Raw genomic sequence first — 18,234 nt, forward strand, 5'->3', positions numbered from 1 at the left:
TGCCCCCCACCGCACACCGGATGTCACCGAAGATGCTAGTTTTTGAACTGACTGGTCAGTTCAAAAGAAGGAGGACGGTGTGGACAGCCCGCACGGCGCGGCCGTCAAAGCCGAGGACTTCGGACTCAAGGGCCCGCGCGGCTGGGTGTTCCGGGGCATCGGGATCGACGCGGCGCCCGGCTCGCTCATCGCGGTCCAAGGCCCCTCCGGAAGCGGCCGCACCTGTCTGCTCCTCGCCCTCACCGGCCGGATGAAGGCCACCGAGGGCCACGCCGAGATCGGCCGCCACCGGCTGCCGAAGAGGATGGCCGCGGTCCGCCGCGTCGCCGCCCTCGGCCCGGTGCCCGGGGTCAACGACCTCGACCAGGCCCTCACCGTCGCCGAGCAGCTGCGCGAGGGCGCGCTCCTCCAGCGCCGCTACGAGGGCCCCGTCCGCGCCCTGCTCCGCCCGCGCGGCGAGCGCCGCGCCTCCGCCGCGGCCCGGATCGAGGGCGCCCTGGCCGCCGCCGGACTGGACGTCGCGACCCTGCCCAAGGGCCCGCGCACCTCCGTGCGCGACCTGGAACGGCTGGAGTCCGTACGGCTGTCGGTGGCCCTCGCGCTGCTCGGCTCGCCGCGCCTGCTGGCCGTGGACGACCTCGACCTCAAGCTCTCGGGCGCCGAGCGCGCCGAGGCCTGGGACCTGCTCCGTTCCCTCGCCGCCCGCGGGACCACCGTCCTCGCCGTGTGCGGCGAGGCACCCGCCGACGCGACGGTCCTGCGGACCGTCCCGGCCACCGCCGATCCGGCGGCGGAGCCCGTCACCGTGCCCCGGCCCCACGACGAAGAGAAGAACGACCACACGAAGGGGGACGACGATGCGCTCGCCGAAGCTGGCCGCGCTTGAGCTGAAGCGGTTCGGGCGGGGGAAGCTGCCCCGGGCCGCCCTCGTCGCGCTGCTGCTCCTGCCGCTGCTCTACGGGGCGCTGTACCTGTGGTCCTTCTGGGACCCCTACAGCCGCCTCGACAAGGTGCCCGTCGCCCTCGTCAACTCCGACCAGGGCGCGACCGTCGACGGCAAGCGGGTGGAGGCGGGCGACGAGATCACCCGCAAACTGCACGACAGCAAGACCTTCGACTGGCGCGAGGTGAGCGCCGAGGAAGCGGCGAAGGGGCTGGAGAACGGCACCTACTACCTCTCCCTCACCATGCCCGCCGACTTCAGCACGAAGATCGCCTCCAGCGGCGGCGAGGACCCCGCCACCGGAGCCCTCCAGGTCCGCACGAACGACGCGAACAACTACATCGTCGGCTCGATCTCGCGCACCGTGTTCTCCGAGGTCCGCTCGGCGGCGTCCACCAACGCCTCCCGCGGGTTCCTCGACAAGATCTTCGTCAACTTCTCCGACCTCCACGACAAGACCGCCGAGGCGGCCGACGGCGCCGACAAGCTCACCGACGGCGCCGGCAAGGCACAGCAGGGCGCCAAGGACCTCGCCGACGGCCTGGACACGGCGAAGGAGAAGAACGGCGAGATCACCGGCGGCCTGAAGAAGCTGAACGGCGCCGCCGGACAGCTCGAGACCGGTACGAAGGACATCGCGTCGGGCACCCAGCGGCTCGCCGACAAGGTGGGCGGCGTCGCCGACACGGCCCGCCCCTTCCTCAAGGACCCCAAGCAGCTCGCGGACAGCGCCGAACTCGTCGCCGACACCGCCAAGGTCGTCGGCAACCACCTCGACACCTTCGCCAAGGCGGCCCCCGCCGCCGCCACCGTCACCCAGCGCGTCTCCACCGGAGCCGCCGACGTCTACGCGAAGACCTGCACCCCCGGCGCCACGCCGGTGCCCGCCACCTGCCCTCAGCTCAAGAAGCTCAAGGACGACGCCGCCGAGGCAGCCGAGCTCGCGGGCGACGTCAACACGCTCGTCAAGGACACCGGCGGCGACCTCGGCACGCTCCGCAAGCAGCTCGCCGACCTCGAGCGCGAGGCCCGCAAGGTCGCCGCCAAGGCCCCTGCCCTCTCCGCCGACCTCGAAGCGGCCGTCACCCAGGTCAACGCCCTCAACGACGGCGCCCACAAGGTCGCCACCGGCATGGCCAAGCTGCACACCGGCATCGGCACCGCCACGGACGGCTCCGGCGCCCTCGGTGAGGGCGTCGGCAAGCTCGGCGACGGCGCCCACAGCCTCGACGGCGGCCTGGTCAAGCTCGTGGACGGCAACGGCGAGCTCGCCGGCGGCCTGCACGACGGCGCCGGCCGGATCCCCGACTACGACCAGCAGCAGCGCGACACCCGCACCGAGGTGATGGCCGACCCGGTCCGCCTCGCCAACCAGTCCCTGCACAAGGCACCCAACTACGGCACCGGCTTCGCCCCGTACTTCATCCCGCTCTCCCTGTGGGTCGGCGCGATGGTCGCCTACATGCTGATCGCCCCGCTGAACCGGCGGGCGCTCGCCGCGGGCGCCTCCCCCTGGCGGATCGCCCTCGCCGGCTGGCTGCCCGTGGCCGGGCTCGGCGCCGCGCAGGTGGCCGCGCTGATGTCCGTACTCCACTGGGGGCTCGGCCTGGAGATGGCCCGCCCGGCGCTCACCGTGGCCTTCCTGATGCTGGTCACCGGCTGCTTCGCCGCGATCGTCCAGTGGCTCAACGCCAAGTTCGGCGCCGCCGGGCGGATCCTGGTGCTGGCCGTCCTGATGCTCCAGCTGACCTCGGCCGGCGGCACCTACCCCGTCCAGACCAGCCCGGAGTTCTTCAACGCCATCCACCCCTACCTGCCGATGTCGTACGTGGTCGAGAGCCTGCGCCGGCTCATCACCGGCGGCGACCTCGCCCCGGTCTGGCAGGGCTGCGCCGTCCTGACGGCCTTCACGGTCGGCGCCCTCGCCCTCACCGCGCTCGCCGCCCGCGGCAAGCAGGTGTGGACGATGGACCGGCTGCATCCGGAACTGAGCCTGTAGCCGGTGAAGAGCGGCCGACCTGTGAGAATCAGCGCCATGGAAAGCAGCAACACCGGTACGGCCGCGGGCGGCGGCCGCCGCCAGGCCACACGGCAGAAGCTCTACGAAGCAGCCGTCACCCTCATCGCGGAGCAGGGGTTCTCGGCGACCACGGTCGACGAGATCGCCGAACGGGCGGGCGTGGCGAAGGGCACCGTCTACTACAACTTCGCCAGCAAGAACGACCTCTTCGAGGAGCTGCTGCGGCACGGGGTCGGGCTGCTCACCGAGTCCCTGCGGACCGCGGCGGAATCCACCGAGGAGCGGGGCGGGACCCGGGTCGAGGCGCTCGACGCGATGATCCGGGCCGGACTGGTGTTCATCGACCGGTACCCCGCCTTCACCCAGCTCTACGTCGCCGAGCTGTGGCGGACCAACCGCACCTGGCAGTCCACCCTGATGGTCGTCCGGCGCGAGGCGGTCGCCGTCGTGGAGACGGTGCTGCGCGAAGGCGTGGAGCGGGGCGAGCTGAGCGCGGAGATCGACGTCCCGCTGACCGCCGCCGCCCTGGTGGGCATGGTGCTGGTCGCGGCGCTGGACTGGCAGTCGTTCCAGAGCGAGCGGTCGCTGGACGACGTGCACTCGGCGCTGTCGCTGCTGCTGCGGGGGCGGGTGAGCGGGAACCGCTGACGGGTGAGACCCGATCGGCGGTGCCGCCGGGACGCGGCGGCCGCGTAGAAAGGGTGGTGCGAAAGGGTGGGGCGAACCGGTGGGGCGAACCGGTGGGGCGAACCGGTGCGGCGAACCGGTGCGGCGAACCGGTGGGCCGGCTGAGTATCCGTACCTAGGCGCGGAAATGAGTACGCGCGCGGATGGGCCCCGACCTGCGGGACGACAGACTGGGGGCGACGGACAGGGACCCGGTTCGCACCGCCGGCACGGGGCGGCAGGTGCGGACCGGGTCTCTCTGACCGGTGGGGTGGGAACACGGCGGGCGCCGGGGCTCGGGGGGATCGAGCCCCGGCGCTGGCCGCTTCTTCGTTCGGGGTACGAGGCCCGGCCTGCCATGCCGTCGTTACCGTGTGCGGCGCCGTTGCCGGGGGCCGGCCCCCGGACCCCCGCGCCTCCATCGCCGGCGGGGCTGAAAATCCAGCCCCGCCGTCAGCCTCGGTCCCGCAGGGGAAGGCGGGCCCTGGTCCGGGTCGCCCAGGATGCGGCCCGCCCCGTCAAGGACGTCCAGCGGGCCGAGGCGGCCCAGCGCACACGGGCTCCCGAGCGGGGGAGGAACAGCGCCCGCAGCCGGGTCGTGCGGGAGACGCCGGCGAGCAGGCCCGCCCGCGCCAGCAGCACGTCCGGCCCCGCGGCCCCGTACGAGGGCTCCGCGCCCGGCGGGGCGTACAGCGCGTGCTCCACCGCGCCCGCGAGGCGGCGTACGGCAGCGGCCGCCTCCGGCTCCAGCCGGCCCAGCTCCACCAGCCGGTCCGCCGCACCCCGCGGGGACAGCGCCTCGTCCGGCGGGATCCCCACGTCCCAGGCCGCGTCCCCGAGCTCGTGCCAGGCGGCCAGGACGTCGCCCGCGCCGAGCCGCCGCGCCCGCAGCCGCCCCCGCCACACGAACGGGAGCAGCGGTAGCGCCAGGACGAGCAGACCGGCGGCGGTCCAGCCCAGGACGGTGCCCGCGGACGGGCCGTCGCCGCCCGCGCCCGCGTTCTGGCCCGGCGCGGCCGGACCGCACTCGCCCAGCTTCTTCTGGTCCGGCGGGCAGTCCTCCTCCTTCGACGGCCCGGCCGAGGGCTGCGCCGCACTCGCGGACGGCGCCGGCGCCGGCGCCGACGGCTCGTTCTGCGGGGCCTCGGGCCGGCTGTAGTCCGGCACCGTGATGCCCGAGCGGGGCGTCGGCTCGAAGCGGGTCCAGCCCACGCCCTCGAAGTACAGCTCCGGCCAGGCGTGCGCGTCCCGCATGGAGACGTTGATGCTGCCGTCCGACTGCTTCTCGCCGGGCGTGAACCCGACCGCGACCCGCGCCGGGATGCCGACCGAGCGCGCCATCGAGGCCATCGAGAAGGCGAAGTGGACGCAGAAGCCCTCCTTGTCGGCGAGGAACCGCGCGATGGCCTGCGAACCCGTGCCCGAGGACACCTTCGTGTCGTAGCGGAAGCCGCCGGAGACCGCGAAGTAGTCCTGGAGCTTGACCGCCGCCGTGTAGTCGTCCGGCGCGCCCCGCGTGACCTCGCGGGCCGTCTTGACGACGATCTCCGGCAGGTTGTCCGGCAGCTTCGTGTACTCGGCCTTGATCGCCGGGTTCGGTGCGGGCGCCTTGCGCAGCTGGTCCGAAGTCGGCTTCAGCAGCAGGCTCCGCACGGTGTACTGCGCGCCCTGGGCGTTTTGGAAGTTGTCCTTGCCCAGCTGGTCCCCGACGAGCGTCCGCCCGACCGGCTCGAACCGCCACTTGCCGCCGATGTCCACCTGCGTCGCCGGGTACGGCATCGGCAGGTAGCGCTGCGCGTACGTCTGCGCCGAGGAGACGCTGGTGACCACCTCGGTCGCGTCCGCCAGCACCGGGCCGCTCACCCCCGGCGGGTTCGGCATCCGCTTCGGAACGTCCGTCAGGGCCCGCCCCGAGGCCTCCCACTTGACGCCGTTGAACTCGTCGAGCGCAAGGATCCGCAGGTACTGCTCGCTCAGCTGCGGGCTGTTCGTGCGGTACTTCAGCACCACCCGGTTGTCCTGGGCGTTCAGGCTGGACTGCAGCGAGACCAGCGGATTGACCGCCTGGATCGAGGGACCGACCCCCGTCCCCTCGCCCTCGCCCGTACCGCCCGTGCCCAGCACGCCCCCGCCCAGCGCGGGCAGCACCGCCGGCACCGCCAGCGCCAGACCCAGCGCGAGCGCGCCGATCCGGCGCCCGGTGCGCACGGGCGCGAGCGCCTGCCCGCCGCTCGAGTAACCCGCCGCGACCTTGCCGCGTGACGACGGCGCAGCCGCGCCGAAGACCCGGCCCCACTGCGCGAGCCGGTCGCGGCCCTCGGCCAGCAACAGCAGCAGGTAGCCGCAGCCCGCCAGCAGGAACGTGAACCAGGAGGCGCCCCCGGAGGCCGAGGCCGCGCCCGACAGGCCCGCCGCCACCGAGTACAGGGCGAGCAGCGGCAGCCCGGCCGCCGCGGCCATCCGCAGCGTCACCGCCAGCAGGTCCACGAGCAGCCCGATCAGCAGCACCCCGCACACCAGCAGCAGCCGGATCCCGTCCGTCAGCGGCGCCGGGATCGCGAACTCGTTCACGTCCCGGAAGCCCTGCTCGAACAGGGCTCCGAAGTCCGTCACCAGGTAGGACAGCAGCCCGTCGCCGGACGAGGTCCGCGCCTTCCCGCCGAACAGCAGCATGAGCGCCAGCAGCGATACGAGCAGCTGCGCCGCCACGGTCAGCGACCGGGCCAGCGGCACCCGCCGCGCCCCGGCGCCCACGCCGCTCTGCAGCGCCAGCAGCGCCGCCGACTGCGGCAGCCAGCTGCCCGCCTCCACCAGCGGATTCAGCGACCAGGCGGTGAACAGCGTCGCCAGAGCCGCGAAGACCGTCAGTCTCGCCCGCCCGCTCATCCCCAGCCCCGCCCAGCCCCAGCCTCCTCAGGTCCCGCAGGCCCCGCAGGCCCCGTACAACGATCCCCGCGCCGCCGGCCAGTGGCCCCAGGGCCCCCAGCCGGGCGCCGGCGCCCCGCTCGGCTACACCGCCGCCGTCGAGCTGTCGTCCGACCGCCTGCTGCGCGGCAAGCAGAAGCCCAAGAGCGGCAACAGCGCTTCCGGCGGCAGCCTCTTCCGCTTCGGCGGCAAGGCGGCCGAAGCGGAACGCCAGCGCAAGCTGGAGCTGATCCGCACCCCGGTCATGTCCTGCTACCGCATCGCCGTGATCAGCCTCAAGGGCGGCGTCGGCAAGACCACGACCACCACCGCCCTCGGCGCCACCCTCGCGACCGAGCGCCAGGACAAGATCCTGGCCATCGACGCGAACCCCGACGCCGGCACCCTCGGCCGCCGCGTGCGCCGCGAGACCGGGGCCACCATCCGGGACCTGGTCCAGGCGATCCCGTACCTCAACTCGTACATGGACATCCGGCGGTTCACCTCCCAGGCCCCCTCCGGCCTGGAGATCATCGCGAACGACGTGGACCCGGCGGTCTCGACGACCTTCAACGACGAGGACTACCGCCGCGTCATAGAGACGCTCGGCCGCCAGTACCCGATCATCCTCACCGACTCGGGCACGGGCCTCCTCTACTCCGCGATGCGCGGGGTCCTGGACCTGGCCGACCAGCTGATCATCATCTCCACGCCGTCCGTGGACGGTGCGAGCAGCGCGAGCACCACGCTCGACTGGCTGACGGCCAACGGGTACGCCGATCTCGTCTCGCGCTCCCTCACCGTGATCTCCGGGGTCCGCGAGACCGCCAAGATGATCAAGGTCGAGGACATCGTGCGGCACTTCGAGACCCGCTGCCGCGGGGTCGTCGTGGTGCCGTTCGACGACCACCTCGCGGCCGGCGCCGAGGTCGACCTCGACCAGATGAAGCCCAAGACGCGCGAGGCCTACTTCAACCTCTCCGCCCTGGTCGCCGAGGACTTCCTGCGCGCGCAGCAGCAGGCGGCACCGAACCACTGGGGCCAGCAGCCGCAGCAGCAGCACCCCCAGCCCGGCCAGCCGTACCCCCAGGCGCACCAGGCGCCTCAGGCCCCGCAGCCGTACGGCCAGCCCCCGCAGCCCTACCCGACGCCCGGCCAGCCCTGGCAGCCGCAGCAGCCCCAGCCTCAGCCCCACCCCCAGCAGCCGGGCCAGCCGCCGCGCGACCCGCGCCTGGGCTGACGCGGCCCCGAACGCACGAGGGCCCGTACCGGCCTGGATTCCAGACCGGTACGGGCCCTCGCCCGTACCCCGTACCGCGCGCTCAGAGTGCTCCGCGCGGCTCCGCGTCGTACGCATCGATCAGCACGCGCGAGCGCTTCACATCGTCCGCGATCGCCTCCAGCAGCCCGTCCAGCGACTCGAACTTGGCCATCCCCCGCACGTAGGCGAGGAAGTCGACGGTCACGTGCATGCCGTACAGGTCCAGTCCGACGCGGTCGATCGCGTACGCCTCCACGGTCCGCTCGGTGGCGTCGAACTGCAGGTTCGTTCCCACCGAGATCGCCGCCGGCATCCGCTCGCCGTCCGCCGTCAGCCAGCCCGCGTACACCCCGTCCGCCGGGATCGCGGTGTGCGGCTGCGTCTCGACGTTCGCCGTCGGGTAGCCGAGCTCCCGCCCGCGCTGCGCACCGCGCACCACGACGCCCTCGACCCGGTGCGGCCGGCCCAGGATCTCGGCCGCGCCCTCCATGTCGCCCTGCCCCACCAGCGCCCGCGCGAGCGTCGAGGAGAACGGCACGCCGCCGCCCGCCTCGCCGCGCTCCACCAGGTCGACGACCTCGACCTCGTAGTCGTAGGTGGCACCGAGCTCGCGCAGAAAGTCCACGTTGCCGGCGGCCCTGTGACCGAAGCGGAAGTTCGGCCCCTCGATGACCGCGCACGCGTGCAGCTTGTCGGCGAGCACCTTGACGATGAATTCGGCCGGGGAAAGCTGCGAGAACTCCGCCGTGAAGGGCAGGATCAGCATCGCGTCCACGCCCAGTCCGGCCATCAGTTCGGCGCGCCGGTCGTACGGGGCCAGGATGGGCGGGTGGCTGCCGGGGCGGACGACCTCGCTCGGGTGCGGACTGAAGGTGACGACGACGGAGGGTACGCCCAGCTCGCGCGCCTTGGCGACGGCCCGCCCGATGATCAGCTGATGACCCCGGTGGACGCCGTCGTAGGAGCCGATGGTGACGACGCTGCGTCCCCAGTCCTGGGGGATGTCCTCCAAGCCACGCCAGCGCTGCACTGTGACCGCTCTCCTCGCCCGAACCGTGTAGGCCCTGTACTGGTTGCCGATTGCAGGTCTAAGACTGCCATGCCGGTGGCCGGTGCCCATCATCGGCGTCGGCCCGGCGGGAGACGCCGTGACCGAGCGTCTCCACCGTCCGGCGCGCGCTCGGCCCCAGCAGCGCCGCCGCCTCTTCCGGTGCCCGCGCCAGCCAGTGGGCGACGAGCGCTCCGAAGGCCGGTTCGGCCCGCGCCAGCTCGACCGTGCGCCGCTCGAACACCTCCGGTCCGCCCGGCACCCGCAGCAGTTGCCGGCCGGTGCGGCGCAGCAACTGCCGCGTACGTTCCTCCGGGCGCGCGGCGGCCCCCGCCGCGAGCGCGCGCAGGAAGGCGTCGAGCACCTCGGGATCGGGCTCCTCGCGCAGCAGTACGTCGGCCAGTTCGCCCCGGAGCGTGTGCGAGGCCTCCGTGCCCGGCGCGGCCAGTACGGCGGCCAGCGCGGCCCGTACCCGCGGCGGGCCGGAGCGCAGCAGGTCCAGCACGAGCGGGCGGAGCACGGGCGCGGCGGCCAGCCCCTGTTCGAGCCTGCGGTCCACGAACCCGGCGGCGTGCGCGGCGTCCTGCGGGTGGCCCGCCAGGTGCTCCCGTACGAGCTCCGCGGCGCGCCGCGCCAGCCCCGGCGTGGTCAGCGCGGCCAGTGCGCGCACCACTTCCCCGTCGGCCCGGTCCCGCAGGGCGGCGAACACCGCGTCGGGGTCGGGCAGCACGGGCAGCGCCGCGACCAGTGCGGAGGCGGGCAGCCGCGTGGTGCGCCCGGGGTCGCGGAAGCAGGCGAGCGCGTCGGGCAGGTAGCGGGCGCGGACCTGGGGGTCTCGGAGCAGGATGCCCAGCGCGCTGCCGTGCAGGGGGGCGTCGTCGGGGCGGGCGAGCAGGGCCTGCGCGGCGTAGCGCAGCAGCTCGCGGTCGGCGGGGGTCCGCACGTGCGGGGCGGTGGCCGGCCCGTAGGCGGCCGCGGCGACCCGCCGGCCGGGCCGCGGGTCGTGGGCCCAGCGGTCCACGGCCCGGCTGAGCGCGGAGGGCTCGTCCTCGGCGAGTACGGCGAGCAGTTCGTCGGCGCGGGGGTGCGCGGCGGTGACGAGCGCCTCGGCGAGGTCGTCGACGGCGAGCCGCCGGTGGGTGTGGAGCAGGGCCTGCGCGGCGGTGGCGACGGTGGCCCCGGGCCGTCCGAGCAGCCGCCGCTCGTCCGGGAACCAGGCGCAGAGCAGCGGCTGCACGAGGCGGGGGGCCCGGGCGAGCCGCCGGGCGGCGGCCTCGAGGTAGCGGTGGTCGTGGGGCACGAGCAGCCGCAGCAGGTCGAAGCGGTCCGCCTCGGCCAGCCGCAGCCGGTTCCAGAACCATCCGCCGAACTCGTCCGGGCCCGGATGCGCGGCCGGATGCGAGGCCGGATGCGAGGCCTCGCCCGCCGAAGGCTCGCGGTCGGTGCGCGCCACGTGTGCGGCCAGTGCGTGCAGGACGGGCAGGTGGGGGGTGGCGTCGGGGGCGCGCAGCAGGGTCTCGCGCAGGAGCCGGGCGGCCCACCAGAGGGCCTCCGGTTCGGCGGCTTCGCCGAGCACCGCGAGGAGCCGTGTCTGCGCCGCGGAGCTCTCGCCGGGCGGGAGGCGCAGCAGGGCCTCGAGCACCGGCCCGACGCGGTGGCGGGGGACGCCGCGGCCCAGGCCTTCGAGGGCGGCGGGGAGGTCCAGGTGCACGGCTTGGAGCCAGTCGGAGAGTTCCTCGTGTTCGAAGCGGTAGCCGTCGCCCGCGGGCACCAGCAGCCCCTCGGCGAGCGCGGCGGAGGCCCAGCCGGTGCGCCAGGGGAACAGTTCCTCGAAGGAGGCCCGGTCGAGCCGGCCCTGTCCCGGCCCGAGGCACCGCCGCGCGGCCTCGTGGGCCCGCCCGGCGACGCGCGCGGCCAGCCTCGCCGCCCCAGGTCCGTGCACCCCGTCCTGGTCCGCCGGCCCGGCCCCGGCCCCGTCGCCGCCGGTGTCCGCGGCCGTGTCCACACCACCGGCGGGGTCCCCGTCGACGCCCGCGCCCACACCCCCGGCGGGGTCCCCGTCGACGCCCGCGCCCACGCGGCCGGCCGGTCCGCGGGGCTGCGGCAGTACCGCGCAGACGCGGACGGCCACCCGCAGGCACAGCAGGTCCAGGTATGCGGCGAAGACCTCGTCACGGGACGGCCGCCCGGCGGTGACCCCGGCCGCGCGGACCTGCGCGAGGAGCCGCAGCGTGAGCGGGTGGCGGGCGTCGGCCTCCCCGACCGCGCCGGCCGGGATCCCCAGGCGGGTCCGGGCCGGCTCCGCCTCCTCCGGGGTGAAGTCGCCGACCGGGAGTGCGGGCGGCAGCCGCCGGGCCGGCCGGGCCGGGGTGTGCAGGAGCTCCGGCGGGTAGAGCGCCCCGGCCGGCTCCCAGTGCTCGGGCCGGGCGGCGAGCACCAGCCGGGTCCCGGTGGCCCGCAGCCAGGCGGCGGTGGCCGCGGTCCACGGGCCCAGCACGTGCGCGAGCCCGGGCGGCATCTCCTCGGGCGCGTCCAGGACCACGAGCAGGGGCCGCCCGGCCGAGGCCACCAGCGAGGCCGCGGCCGAGGCCGTCGTCGCGGGGCCCGGCACGGCCAGGATCCGCGAGGCGCCGGCCAGCGCGCGCGTCGCGGCGTCGGCCAGCGAGGTGTCCCCGGCCCGCAGGTCGGCGCCCCGGAGCCAGAGGGTCGGGGCGGGGTCCGGGCCGTGGGCGCGGCGTACGGCCAGGGCCGCGAGGGCCGTGGTGCGGCCGGTGCCGGGAAGGCCCACGAGGGCGAGGACGGGGCGGTCCCCGGCGGTGAAGGCGTCCAGCTCGGCCGCGATCGCGGGGCGGTCCACCAGTTCCGGTCCCAGCGCGGCGAAGGCCGCGCCGAGGGTGGTCCCGGTGAGCTGGAGGGCTCCGGCGAGGTTCAGGTCGGTGCCGTGGCCGGGCACGGTGGAAGCGTTGGCGCGCAGCAGTGCGGCGAGGGGCCCGCCGGGATCGGCGGCGGCGGCCGCCGCGAGCGGCACGGCGAAGCCGCCGCGGCGCCGGCCGGAGGCGCGCAGGTCGGTGCCCAGTACCGCGAGCACCGCTCCGGTGCGGGCGTCCAGCACCGGTCCCCCGCGGATCTCCCCGCCCAGGGTCAGCGCGTCGCGTCCGTCGGTCCCGATCGCCAGTTCCAGCGCGGCCGGCAGTACGTGGGAGCGGTCCGACGCCTGGTGGGTGACCTCGGCCCCGCCGAGCACCCGCGCCTGCCGCCAGCCCCGCGCGGCCAGCCGTACGTACGTCCCGGGAGTGATGTCCTCCCGCGGAGCGATCGGCAGGGGCCGCACGCCGAGCCCGTCACTGCGGACGAGCGCGAGTCCGAGCTCCGGCAGGGCCGTCACGTCCGAGCTGCCCGCCGGGCAGGTCCGCTCCCCCGGGGCCGGGCCGTGCAGGACCATGCGGGCCATGCCGTCCACGGTCTCGTGGCCGGTCACCACCGTCCCGCGGTCGTCGGCGACGAAGCCGCTGCCCCGCGGCCGCCCGGTGAGATCGCAGATCCTGACCAGTTCCGCCGTCACCGCACCACTCCCCGCCGCGCGCGCCCCGTATGCACGACGGTAGGCAGATGAAGATCAGCGGGAAAAGCACGCGAGGCGAAAGCGCCCCCTTACGCTCCCTCCATTCACTCCGAGCGCCTGCTCGGACGGGTGAATATCGAAGTCCGGGTGGATAGAGACCTACCCGAGGGGGGTCGTGGAGCGGTGAGCGGCAGTCCATGTGCGCTCACCGCTCCACGTCAAAATGCGGTCCGGCCGGGCCGGCCGGAGCCGGTTCAGACGAAGACCGCCAGCGACTTCGCCTTGCCGCCCTTGCTCTCCACGAGACCGAGCAGCTGCCCGTCCGGCCCGTAGACGGCGATCGCCCTGCCGGATTCGTACTCCTCCGGCATGTCGATGCGCACGCCGTTCGCCAGCAGGGACGCCCGCCGGGCGTCCAGGTCCCAGCGCGGGAACGCGGCGGCGGCCGCGTCACCGATCGGCATGACGGTCAGCTCCTCCTGGAGCTGGTCGAGGGTGCGCGCCCGGTCGATCTTGTAGGGGCCCACCCGGGTGCGGCGCAGTGCCGTGAGGTGGCCGCCGACGCCGAGGTCGGCGCCCAGGTCGCGGGCGATCGCGCGGATGTACGTACCGCTGGAGCAGACGACGGAGACGATGAGGTCGACGACCTTGGTGCCGTCCTCGGCCTGCGCCTCGCGCATGTCGTACACCTGGAACGAGGAGACGGTCACCGGTCGGGCCGGGATCTCGAACTCCTCGCCGTCGCGGGCGCGCTTGTAGGAGCGCACGCCCTTGATCTTGATGGCGCTGACCTTGGACGGGACCTGCATGATCGCGCCGGTCAGCTTGGCGACGCCCTCGTCCACGGCCTCGCGGGTGACGCCGGCGGCGTCGGTCGACGAGGTGATCTCGCCCTCGGCGTCGTCCGTCAGGGTGTTCTGGCCCAGCCGGATGGTGCCGAGGTACTCCTTCTCCGTGAGCGCGAGGTGGCCGAGGAGCTTGGTGGCCTTCTCGACGCCCAGGACCAGCACGCCCGTCGCCATCGGGTCGAGCGTGCCGGCGTGGCCGACGCGGCGGGTCTTGGCGATCCCGCGCATCTTGGCGACCACGTCGTGCGAAGTGAAGCCGGACGGCTTGTCGACGATGACCAGGCCGTCCGGAGTCTTCCCTGCGTTGGTGCTCATTCCGCGGTTGCGCCCTCGTCTGAGTCGTCGGCGTCCTCGTCGTCCGGCTTCTTGTACGGGTCGGCGTCGCCGGCGTACTGGGCGCCGGAGGACACCTCGCGCACCTGGGCGTCGGAGGTGCGCGCCTTCTCGAGGAGGTCCTCGATGCTCTTGGCGGTCTCCGGGAGGGCGTCCGCCACGAACGTCAGGGTCGGCGTGAACTTGGTCTGCGCCGCCCGGCCGACCGCGGAGCGCAGTACGCCCTTGGCGCTCTCCAGGCCCGCTGCCGCACTGACCCGTGCCTCGTCGTCGCCGTACACCGTGTAGAAGACCGTGGCCTCCCGCAGGTCGCCGGTGACCCTGGTGTCCGTGATGGTCACGTGCGTACCGAGGCGGGGGTCCTTGACACCGCGCTGCAGCTTCTCGGCCACCACCTCCCGGATGAGGTCCGCCAGCTTCTTCGCCCGCGCATTGTCGGCCACTGGTCCGTCTCCTTCTTAAGTCTTGCGGTCAGTCTTCATCACCGTGGAGGCGCCGTCGTACCGACAGCAGCTCCACTTCCGGACGTGCCGCGACCAGCCGCTCGCAGCGGTCCAGTACATCCGAGAGGAACCCCGTGTCCCCACTCACCAGAGCGACCCCTATACGGGCCCTGCGGTGCAGGTCCTGGTCGCCCACTTCGGCCGCGCTCACAGAGAACTTGCGCTGGAGCTCGGCCACGATGGGCCGGACGACGGAGCGTTTCTCCTTCAGCGAGTGAACGTCGCCGAGGAGCAGATCGAAGGACAGAGTCCCCACGTACATGCAGTTCCGGATATCCCGCCGGTGCGGGTTCGGTGGCCTGCCGGCCGTCGCGCGGCAGGGTCACCAGAACCGTACACGCAACGGCCGGGGCCGATCGACGGATATTCCGCCGACCGGCCCCGGTGTTACGCGTTACGACACGGTGCGAACCGCCTGGCGCTTACGCGCGGGGCTTCTCGCGCATCTCGTACGTCGCGATGACGTCGTCGATCTTGATGTCGTTGAAGTTACCGAGGTTGATACCGCCCTCGAAGCCTTCGCGGATCTCGGTGACGTCGTCCTTGAAGCGGCGCAGACCGGAGATGGTGAGGCTCTCGGCGATGACCTTGCCATCGCGCAGGAGCCGCGCCTTGGTGTTGCGCTTGACCTCGCCGGAGCGGATGAGGACACCGGCGATGTTGCCCAGCTTGGACGAGCGGAAGACCTCGCGGACCTCCGCCGTACCGAGCTCGACCTCTTCGTACTCCGGCTTGAGGAGACCCTTGAGGGCCGCCTCGATCTCCTCGATGGCCTGGTAGATCACCGAGTAGTAGCGGACGTCGACACCCTCGCGGTCCGCCATCTGCGCGGCACGGCCGGCCGCACGGACGTTGTAGCCGATGACGATGGCGTCGGAGCCCATCGCCAGGTTGATGTCGGACTCGGTGACCGCACCCACACCGCGGTGCAGGACGCGGATGTCGACCTCTTCGCCGACGTCGAGCTGGAGCAGCGAGGACTCGAGAGCCTCCACCGCACCGGACGCGTCGCCCTTGATGATGAGGTTGAGTTCCTGGACCAGACCGGCCTTGAGGACCGAGTCGAGGTCTTCCAGGGACACCCGGCGGACGCGCTTGGCGAAGTTGGCGTTGCGCTCACGCGCAGCACGCTTCTCGGCGATCTGACGGGCCGTGCGGTCCTCGTCGACGACGAGGAAGTTGTCGCCGGCGCCGGGGACGTTGGTGAGACCCAGGACCAGGACGGGGGTCGCGGGACCCGCTTCCTCGACGTTGTTGCCCTTGTCGTCGAGCATGGCGCGCACTCGGCCGTAGGCGTCGCCCACGACCATCGTGTCGCCGACGCGGAGGGTACCGCGCTGGACGAGGACGGTGGCGACGGCACCGCGGCCGCGGTCGAGGTGGGACTCGATCGCAATACCCTGAGCGTCCTGCTCCGGGTTGGCGCGCAGGTCGAGCGAGGCGTCGGCGGTGAGGACGACGGCCTCGAGCAGGGAGTCGATGTTCAGACCCTGCTTGGCGGAGATGTCGACGAACATCGTGTCGCCGCCGTACTCCTCGGCGACCAGACCGAACTCGGTGAGCTGACCGCGCACCTTGACCGGGTCGGCACCCTCGACGTCGATCTTGTTGACCGCGACGACGATCGGGACGCCGGCGGCCTGGGCGTGGTTGAGCGCCTCGATCGTCTGCGGCATGACGCCGTCGTTGGCCGCGACCACGAGGATCGCGATGTCGGTCGACTTGGCACCACGGGCACGCATGGCGGTGAACGCCTCGTGACCGGGGGTGTCGATGAAGGTGATCTTGCGCTCTTCACCGTTGACCTCGGTACCGACCTGGTACGCACCGATGTGCTGCGTGATGCCACCGGCCTCGCCCGCGACGACGTTCGTCTTGCGGATGGCGTCGAGCAGTCGGGTCTTACCGTGGTCGACGTGACCCATGACGGTCACGACCGGCGGACGCGGCATGAGGAATTCCTCGCCGCCCTCGTCCTCGCCGAACTCGATGTCGAAGCCCTCGAGGAGCTCGCGGTCCTCTTCCTCCGGGCTGACGATCTGAACGACGTAGTTCATCTCGCCGGCCAGCATTTCGAGGGTCTCGTCGGAGACGGACTGCGTGGCGGTGACCATCTCGCCGAGGTTCATCATCACGGCGACGAGCGACGCCGGGTTGGCGTTGATCTTCTCCGCGAAGTCGGTGAGGGAGGCACCGCGGGACAGGCGAACGGTCTCGCCGTGACCACGCGGCAGCATGATGCCGCCGACCGACGGGGCCTGCATGGCCTCGTACTCCTGGCGACGCTGGCGCTTGGACTTGCGACCACGACGCGCGGGACCACCGGGACGGCCGAAGGCACCCTGCGTGCCACCACGGGCATTGGGACCACCGGGACGCCCGGCGAAGCCGGGACGACCGCCGCCACCGGCACCGGCCGGACCGCCGCCGAAGCCGCCACCACCGGGACGGGGACCGCCGAAGCCGCCACCGCCGCCGGGACGCGAGCCCGGACCGGCCGGACGACCGGCGAAGCCGCCGCCCGCGGGACGACCCGCGCCACCGGCACCGCCGGGACGGGGACCACCGGCACCGGGACCACGGCCACCGGGGCCGCCACCGGGACGGGGACCGGGACCACCGGCAGCGGGACGCTGCGGCATCATGCCCGGGTTGGGACGGTTACCGCCGGGAGCACCACCGGGGCCACCGGCACCGGGGCGGGCGCCCTGCGGACGCGGCATGCCGCCCGGGGTCGGACGGCCGGCACCGGCACCCTGGGGACGCGGAGCGCCGCCGGGGCCGCCCTGCGGACGGGGAGCGCCACCCTGGCGGTCACCGGCGCCGGGGGCACCGGGACGGGGAGCGCCGGCCGGACGGGGCGCCTGCGGGCGCGCCATGCCGGTGGAGCCACCAGAGGTGAAGGGGTTGTTGCCCGGACGGGGACCGGCCGGACGGGCGCCCTGCGGACGCGGTGCCTGCGGACCACCGGCGGAACCGCCGGCGGGACGCTCGGCACGCGCCGGAGCGGCACCGGCCGGACGCGGGGCGCCGGGACGGGCGCCGGCCTGGCCGCCCTGACCCTGCGCCGGACGCTGCTGCGCCGGACGGGGGCCGGGAGCCGCAGCGGCGGGACGCTCGGTGCGCGCCGGGGCGGCGGCCGGAGCCGCCGGAGGCGCGGAGAACTCGGTCGCCACGGGAGCCGCCGGAGCGGGCTTCGGGGCGGCCGGGGCCTTCGGGCCGGGACGCGGGCCGGAGGCGGCCGGAGTCACCGGGGCGGGCGCCGCGGCGGCCGGAGCCTCTGCGACGACCGGCTTGGGGGCCGGTGCGCCGGGCTTCGGCGCTCCGGGACGTGCGGGACCCGGGGTCGGGGCCCCGGGCTTGGCGGGCGCCGCGCTACGAGGCGCGCCCGGCTTCGCAGCGCCCTTGCCGGCGTTGCCGCCGGGGCCCTGCAATGCGTCGGTCAACTTGCGTACAACCGGCGCCTCGATCGTCGAGGACGCCGAACGGACGAACTCACCGAGTTCCTGGAGCTTGGCCATGACGACCTTGCTCTCAACTCCGAACTCCTTGGCGAGTTCGTATACCCGGACCTTAGCCACTTCGCTCCTTTTAGGTCCGGGTTACGCCGGACCGTGTCTACTTCATGCTCGTACTCATCGCGTACTCATCGAGGGGTGCTCATCGCAATCTCGACCTACTTCCAACTCGCGAGGTACCTGACCGCACGGTGATCCGTGCCGTACTACTGGCTTACGGTGTCGCCCCGGCCTCATCGGCCAGGGCATTGCGCAGGCCCGCCGTTTCGAGCGGTCCGGTGGACTTGAAGGCCCTGGGGAACGCCCGGCGGCGGACCGCCTGGTCGAGGCAGACCACGGCGGGGTGCACGTAGGCACCCCGGCCGGGCAGCGTACCGCGAGGATCGGAGACGCATTCGTCACCGATCGCCACGATGCGCAGCAGATCGCTCTTGGCCGCTCGCTCCCGACACCCCACACAGGTGCGTTCGGGGCATGCGCGGGCTTGCGTCCGGCCAGACACGCTTAAGTCTACCTCCCCGCACCGACCTCACCCCTTCGGGCGAAAAATCGAACGGATGTTGTCGTGATCCTTCGGGCCGGGCCCCGCCGCCCCTCGGAGGCGGGCCGCCGCATGCCGGGACCATGT

Annotated in this window: 12 protein-coding genes; 4 read left to right on the plus strand and 8 right to left on the minus strand. The window is 73.7% G+C overall.

All coding sequences use genetic code 11. The features are described from left to right. Positions 1–79: 79 nt before the first annotated feature. Genes DRB96_RS29755 through DRB96_RS29765 form a run of 3 tightly spaced genes read left to right on the plus strand, consistent with a single transcriptional unit; the run spans position 80 to position 3,611 of the window. Positions 80–886, plus strand: a complete 807-nt coding sequence (locus DRB96_RS29755) for an ATP-binding cassette domain-containing protein (RefSeq protein WP_112451245.1) — start codon at positions 80–82, stop codon at positions 884–886. After that, positions 858–2,942: a YhgE/Pip domain-containing protein gene (locus tag DRB96_RS29760; protein ID WP_112451246.1), complete on the plus strand. Its 2,085-nt coding sequence runs from the start codon at positions 858–860 to the stop codon at positions 2,940–2,942. The genes DRB96_RS29755 and DRB96_RS29760 overlap by 29 nt, the downstream gene beginning before the upstream one ends. Before the next feature lie 36 nt (positions 2,943–2,978). Then, on the plus strand, positions 2,979–3,611 hold the full coding sequence (locus DRB96_RS29765) for a TetR/AcrR family transcriptional regulator (protein ID WP_239515989.1): 633 nt from the start codon (positions 2,979–2,981) through the stop codon (positions 3,609–3,611). Positions 3,612–4,082: 471 nt separating this feature from the next. On the opposite strand, the gene DRB96_RS29770 is transcribed toward DRB96_RS29765, so the two are convergent. After that, the gene (locus DRB96_RS29770) at positions 4,083–6,515 is read right to left on the minus strand and encodes a DUF3488 and transglutaminase-like domain-containing protein (RefSeq protein WP_112451248.1); all 2,433 of its coding nucleotides are present in this window, start codon (positions 6,513–6,515) and stop codon (positions 4,083–4,085) included. On the opposite strand from DRB96_RS29770, the gene DRB96_RS29775 reads away from it, so the two are divergent. Next, positions 6,463–7,773, plus strand: a complete 1,311-nt coding sequence (locus DRB96_RS29775) for a MinD/ParA family protein (protein WP_239517777.1) — start codon at positions 6,463–6,465, stop codon at positions 7,771–7,773. The two genes, DRB96_RS29770 and DRB96_RS29775, sit on opposite strands and share 53 nt — an antisense overlap. Positions 7,774–7,855: 82 nt before the next feature. Here DRB96_RS29775 and DRB96_RS29780 read toward each other — a convergent pair whose 3' ends face one another. From DRB96_RS29780 to DRB96_RS29810, 7 genes are all read right to left on the minus strand, one after another. Further along, positions 7,856–8,824: a bifunctional riboflavin kinase/FAD synthetase gene (locus tag DRB96_RS29780; protein WP_112453838.1), complete on the minus strand. Its 969-nt coding sequence runs from the start codon at positions 8,822–8,824 to the stop codon at positions 7,856–7,858. A gap of 58 nt (positions 8,825–8,882) precedes the next feature. Next, the gene (locus DRB96_RS29785) at positions 8,883–12,404 is read right to left on the minus strand and encodes a serine protease (RefSeq protein ID WP_239516385.1); all 3,522 of its coding nucleotides are present in this window, start codon (positions 12,402–12,404) and stop codon (positions 8,883–8,885) included. 254 nt (positions 12,405–12,658) lie between these two features. Continuing rightward, the gene (gene truB / locus DRB96_RS29790; RefSeq protein WP_112451249.1) at positions 12,659–13,567 is read right to left on the minus strand and encodes a tRNA pseudouridine(55) synthase TruB; all 909 of its coding nucleotides are present in this window, start codon (positions 13,565–13,567) and stop codon (positions 12,659–12,661) included. Beyond that, positions 13,564–14,028 carry a 30S ribosome-binding factor RbfA gene (gene rbfA / locus DRB96_RS29795; RefSeq protein WP_112451250.1) on the minus strand — a complete coding sequence of 155 codons (465 nt, stop codon included), beginning with the start codon at positions 14,026–14,028 and terminating at the stop codon, positions 13,564–13,566. Before rbfA ends, truB begins: the two co-directional genes overlap by 4 nt. 28 nt (positions 14,029–14,056) lie before the next feature. Then, positions 14,057–14,350 (minus strand): DUF503 domain-containing protein, encoded by a 294-nt coding sequence (locus tag DRB96_RS29800; protein ID WP_030161467.1) that lies wholly within the window; start codon positions 14,348–14,350, stop codon positions 14,057–14,059. A 160-nt stretch (positions 14,351–14,510) separates the two neighbouring features. Beyond that, a complete protein-coding gene (infB, locus tag DRB96_RS29805; RefSeq protein WP_112451251.1) occupies positions 14,511–17,669 on the minus strand; it encodes a translation initiation factor IF-2 in 3,159 nt (1,052 codons plus the stop codon). A gap of 151 nt (positions 17,670–17,820) precedes the next feature. Continuing rightward, positions 17,821–18,108, minus strand: a complete 288-nt coding sequence (locus DRB96_RS29810; protein ID WP_112451252.1) for a YlxR family protein — start codon at positions 18,106–18,108, stop codon at positions 17,821–17,823. Positions 18,109–18,234 lie beyond the last annotated feature (126 nt).

It is taken from the genome of Streptomyces sp. ICC1 (assembly GCF_003287935.1).
Lineage (GTDB): Bacteria > Actinomycetota > Actinomycetes > Streptomycetales > Streptomycetaceae > Streptomyces > Streptomyces tritrimontium.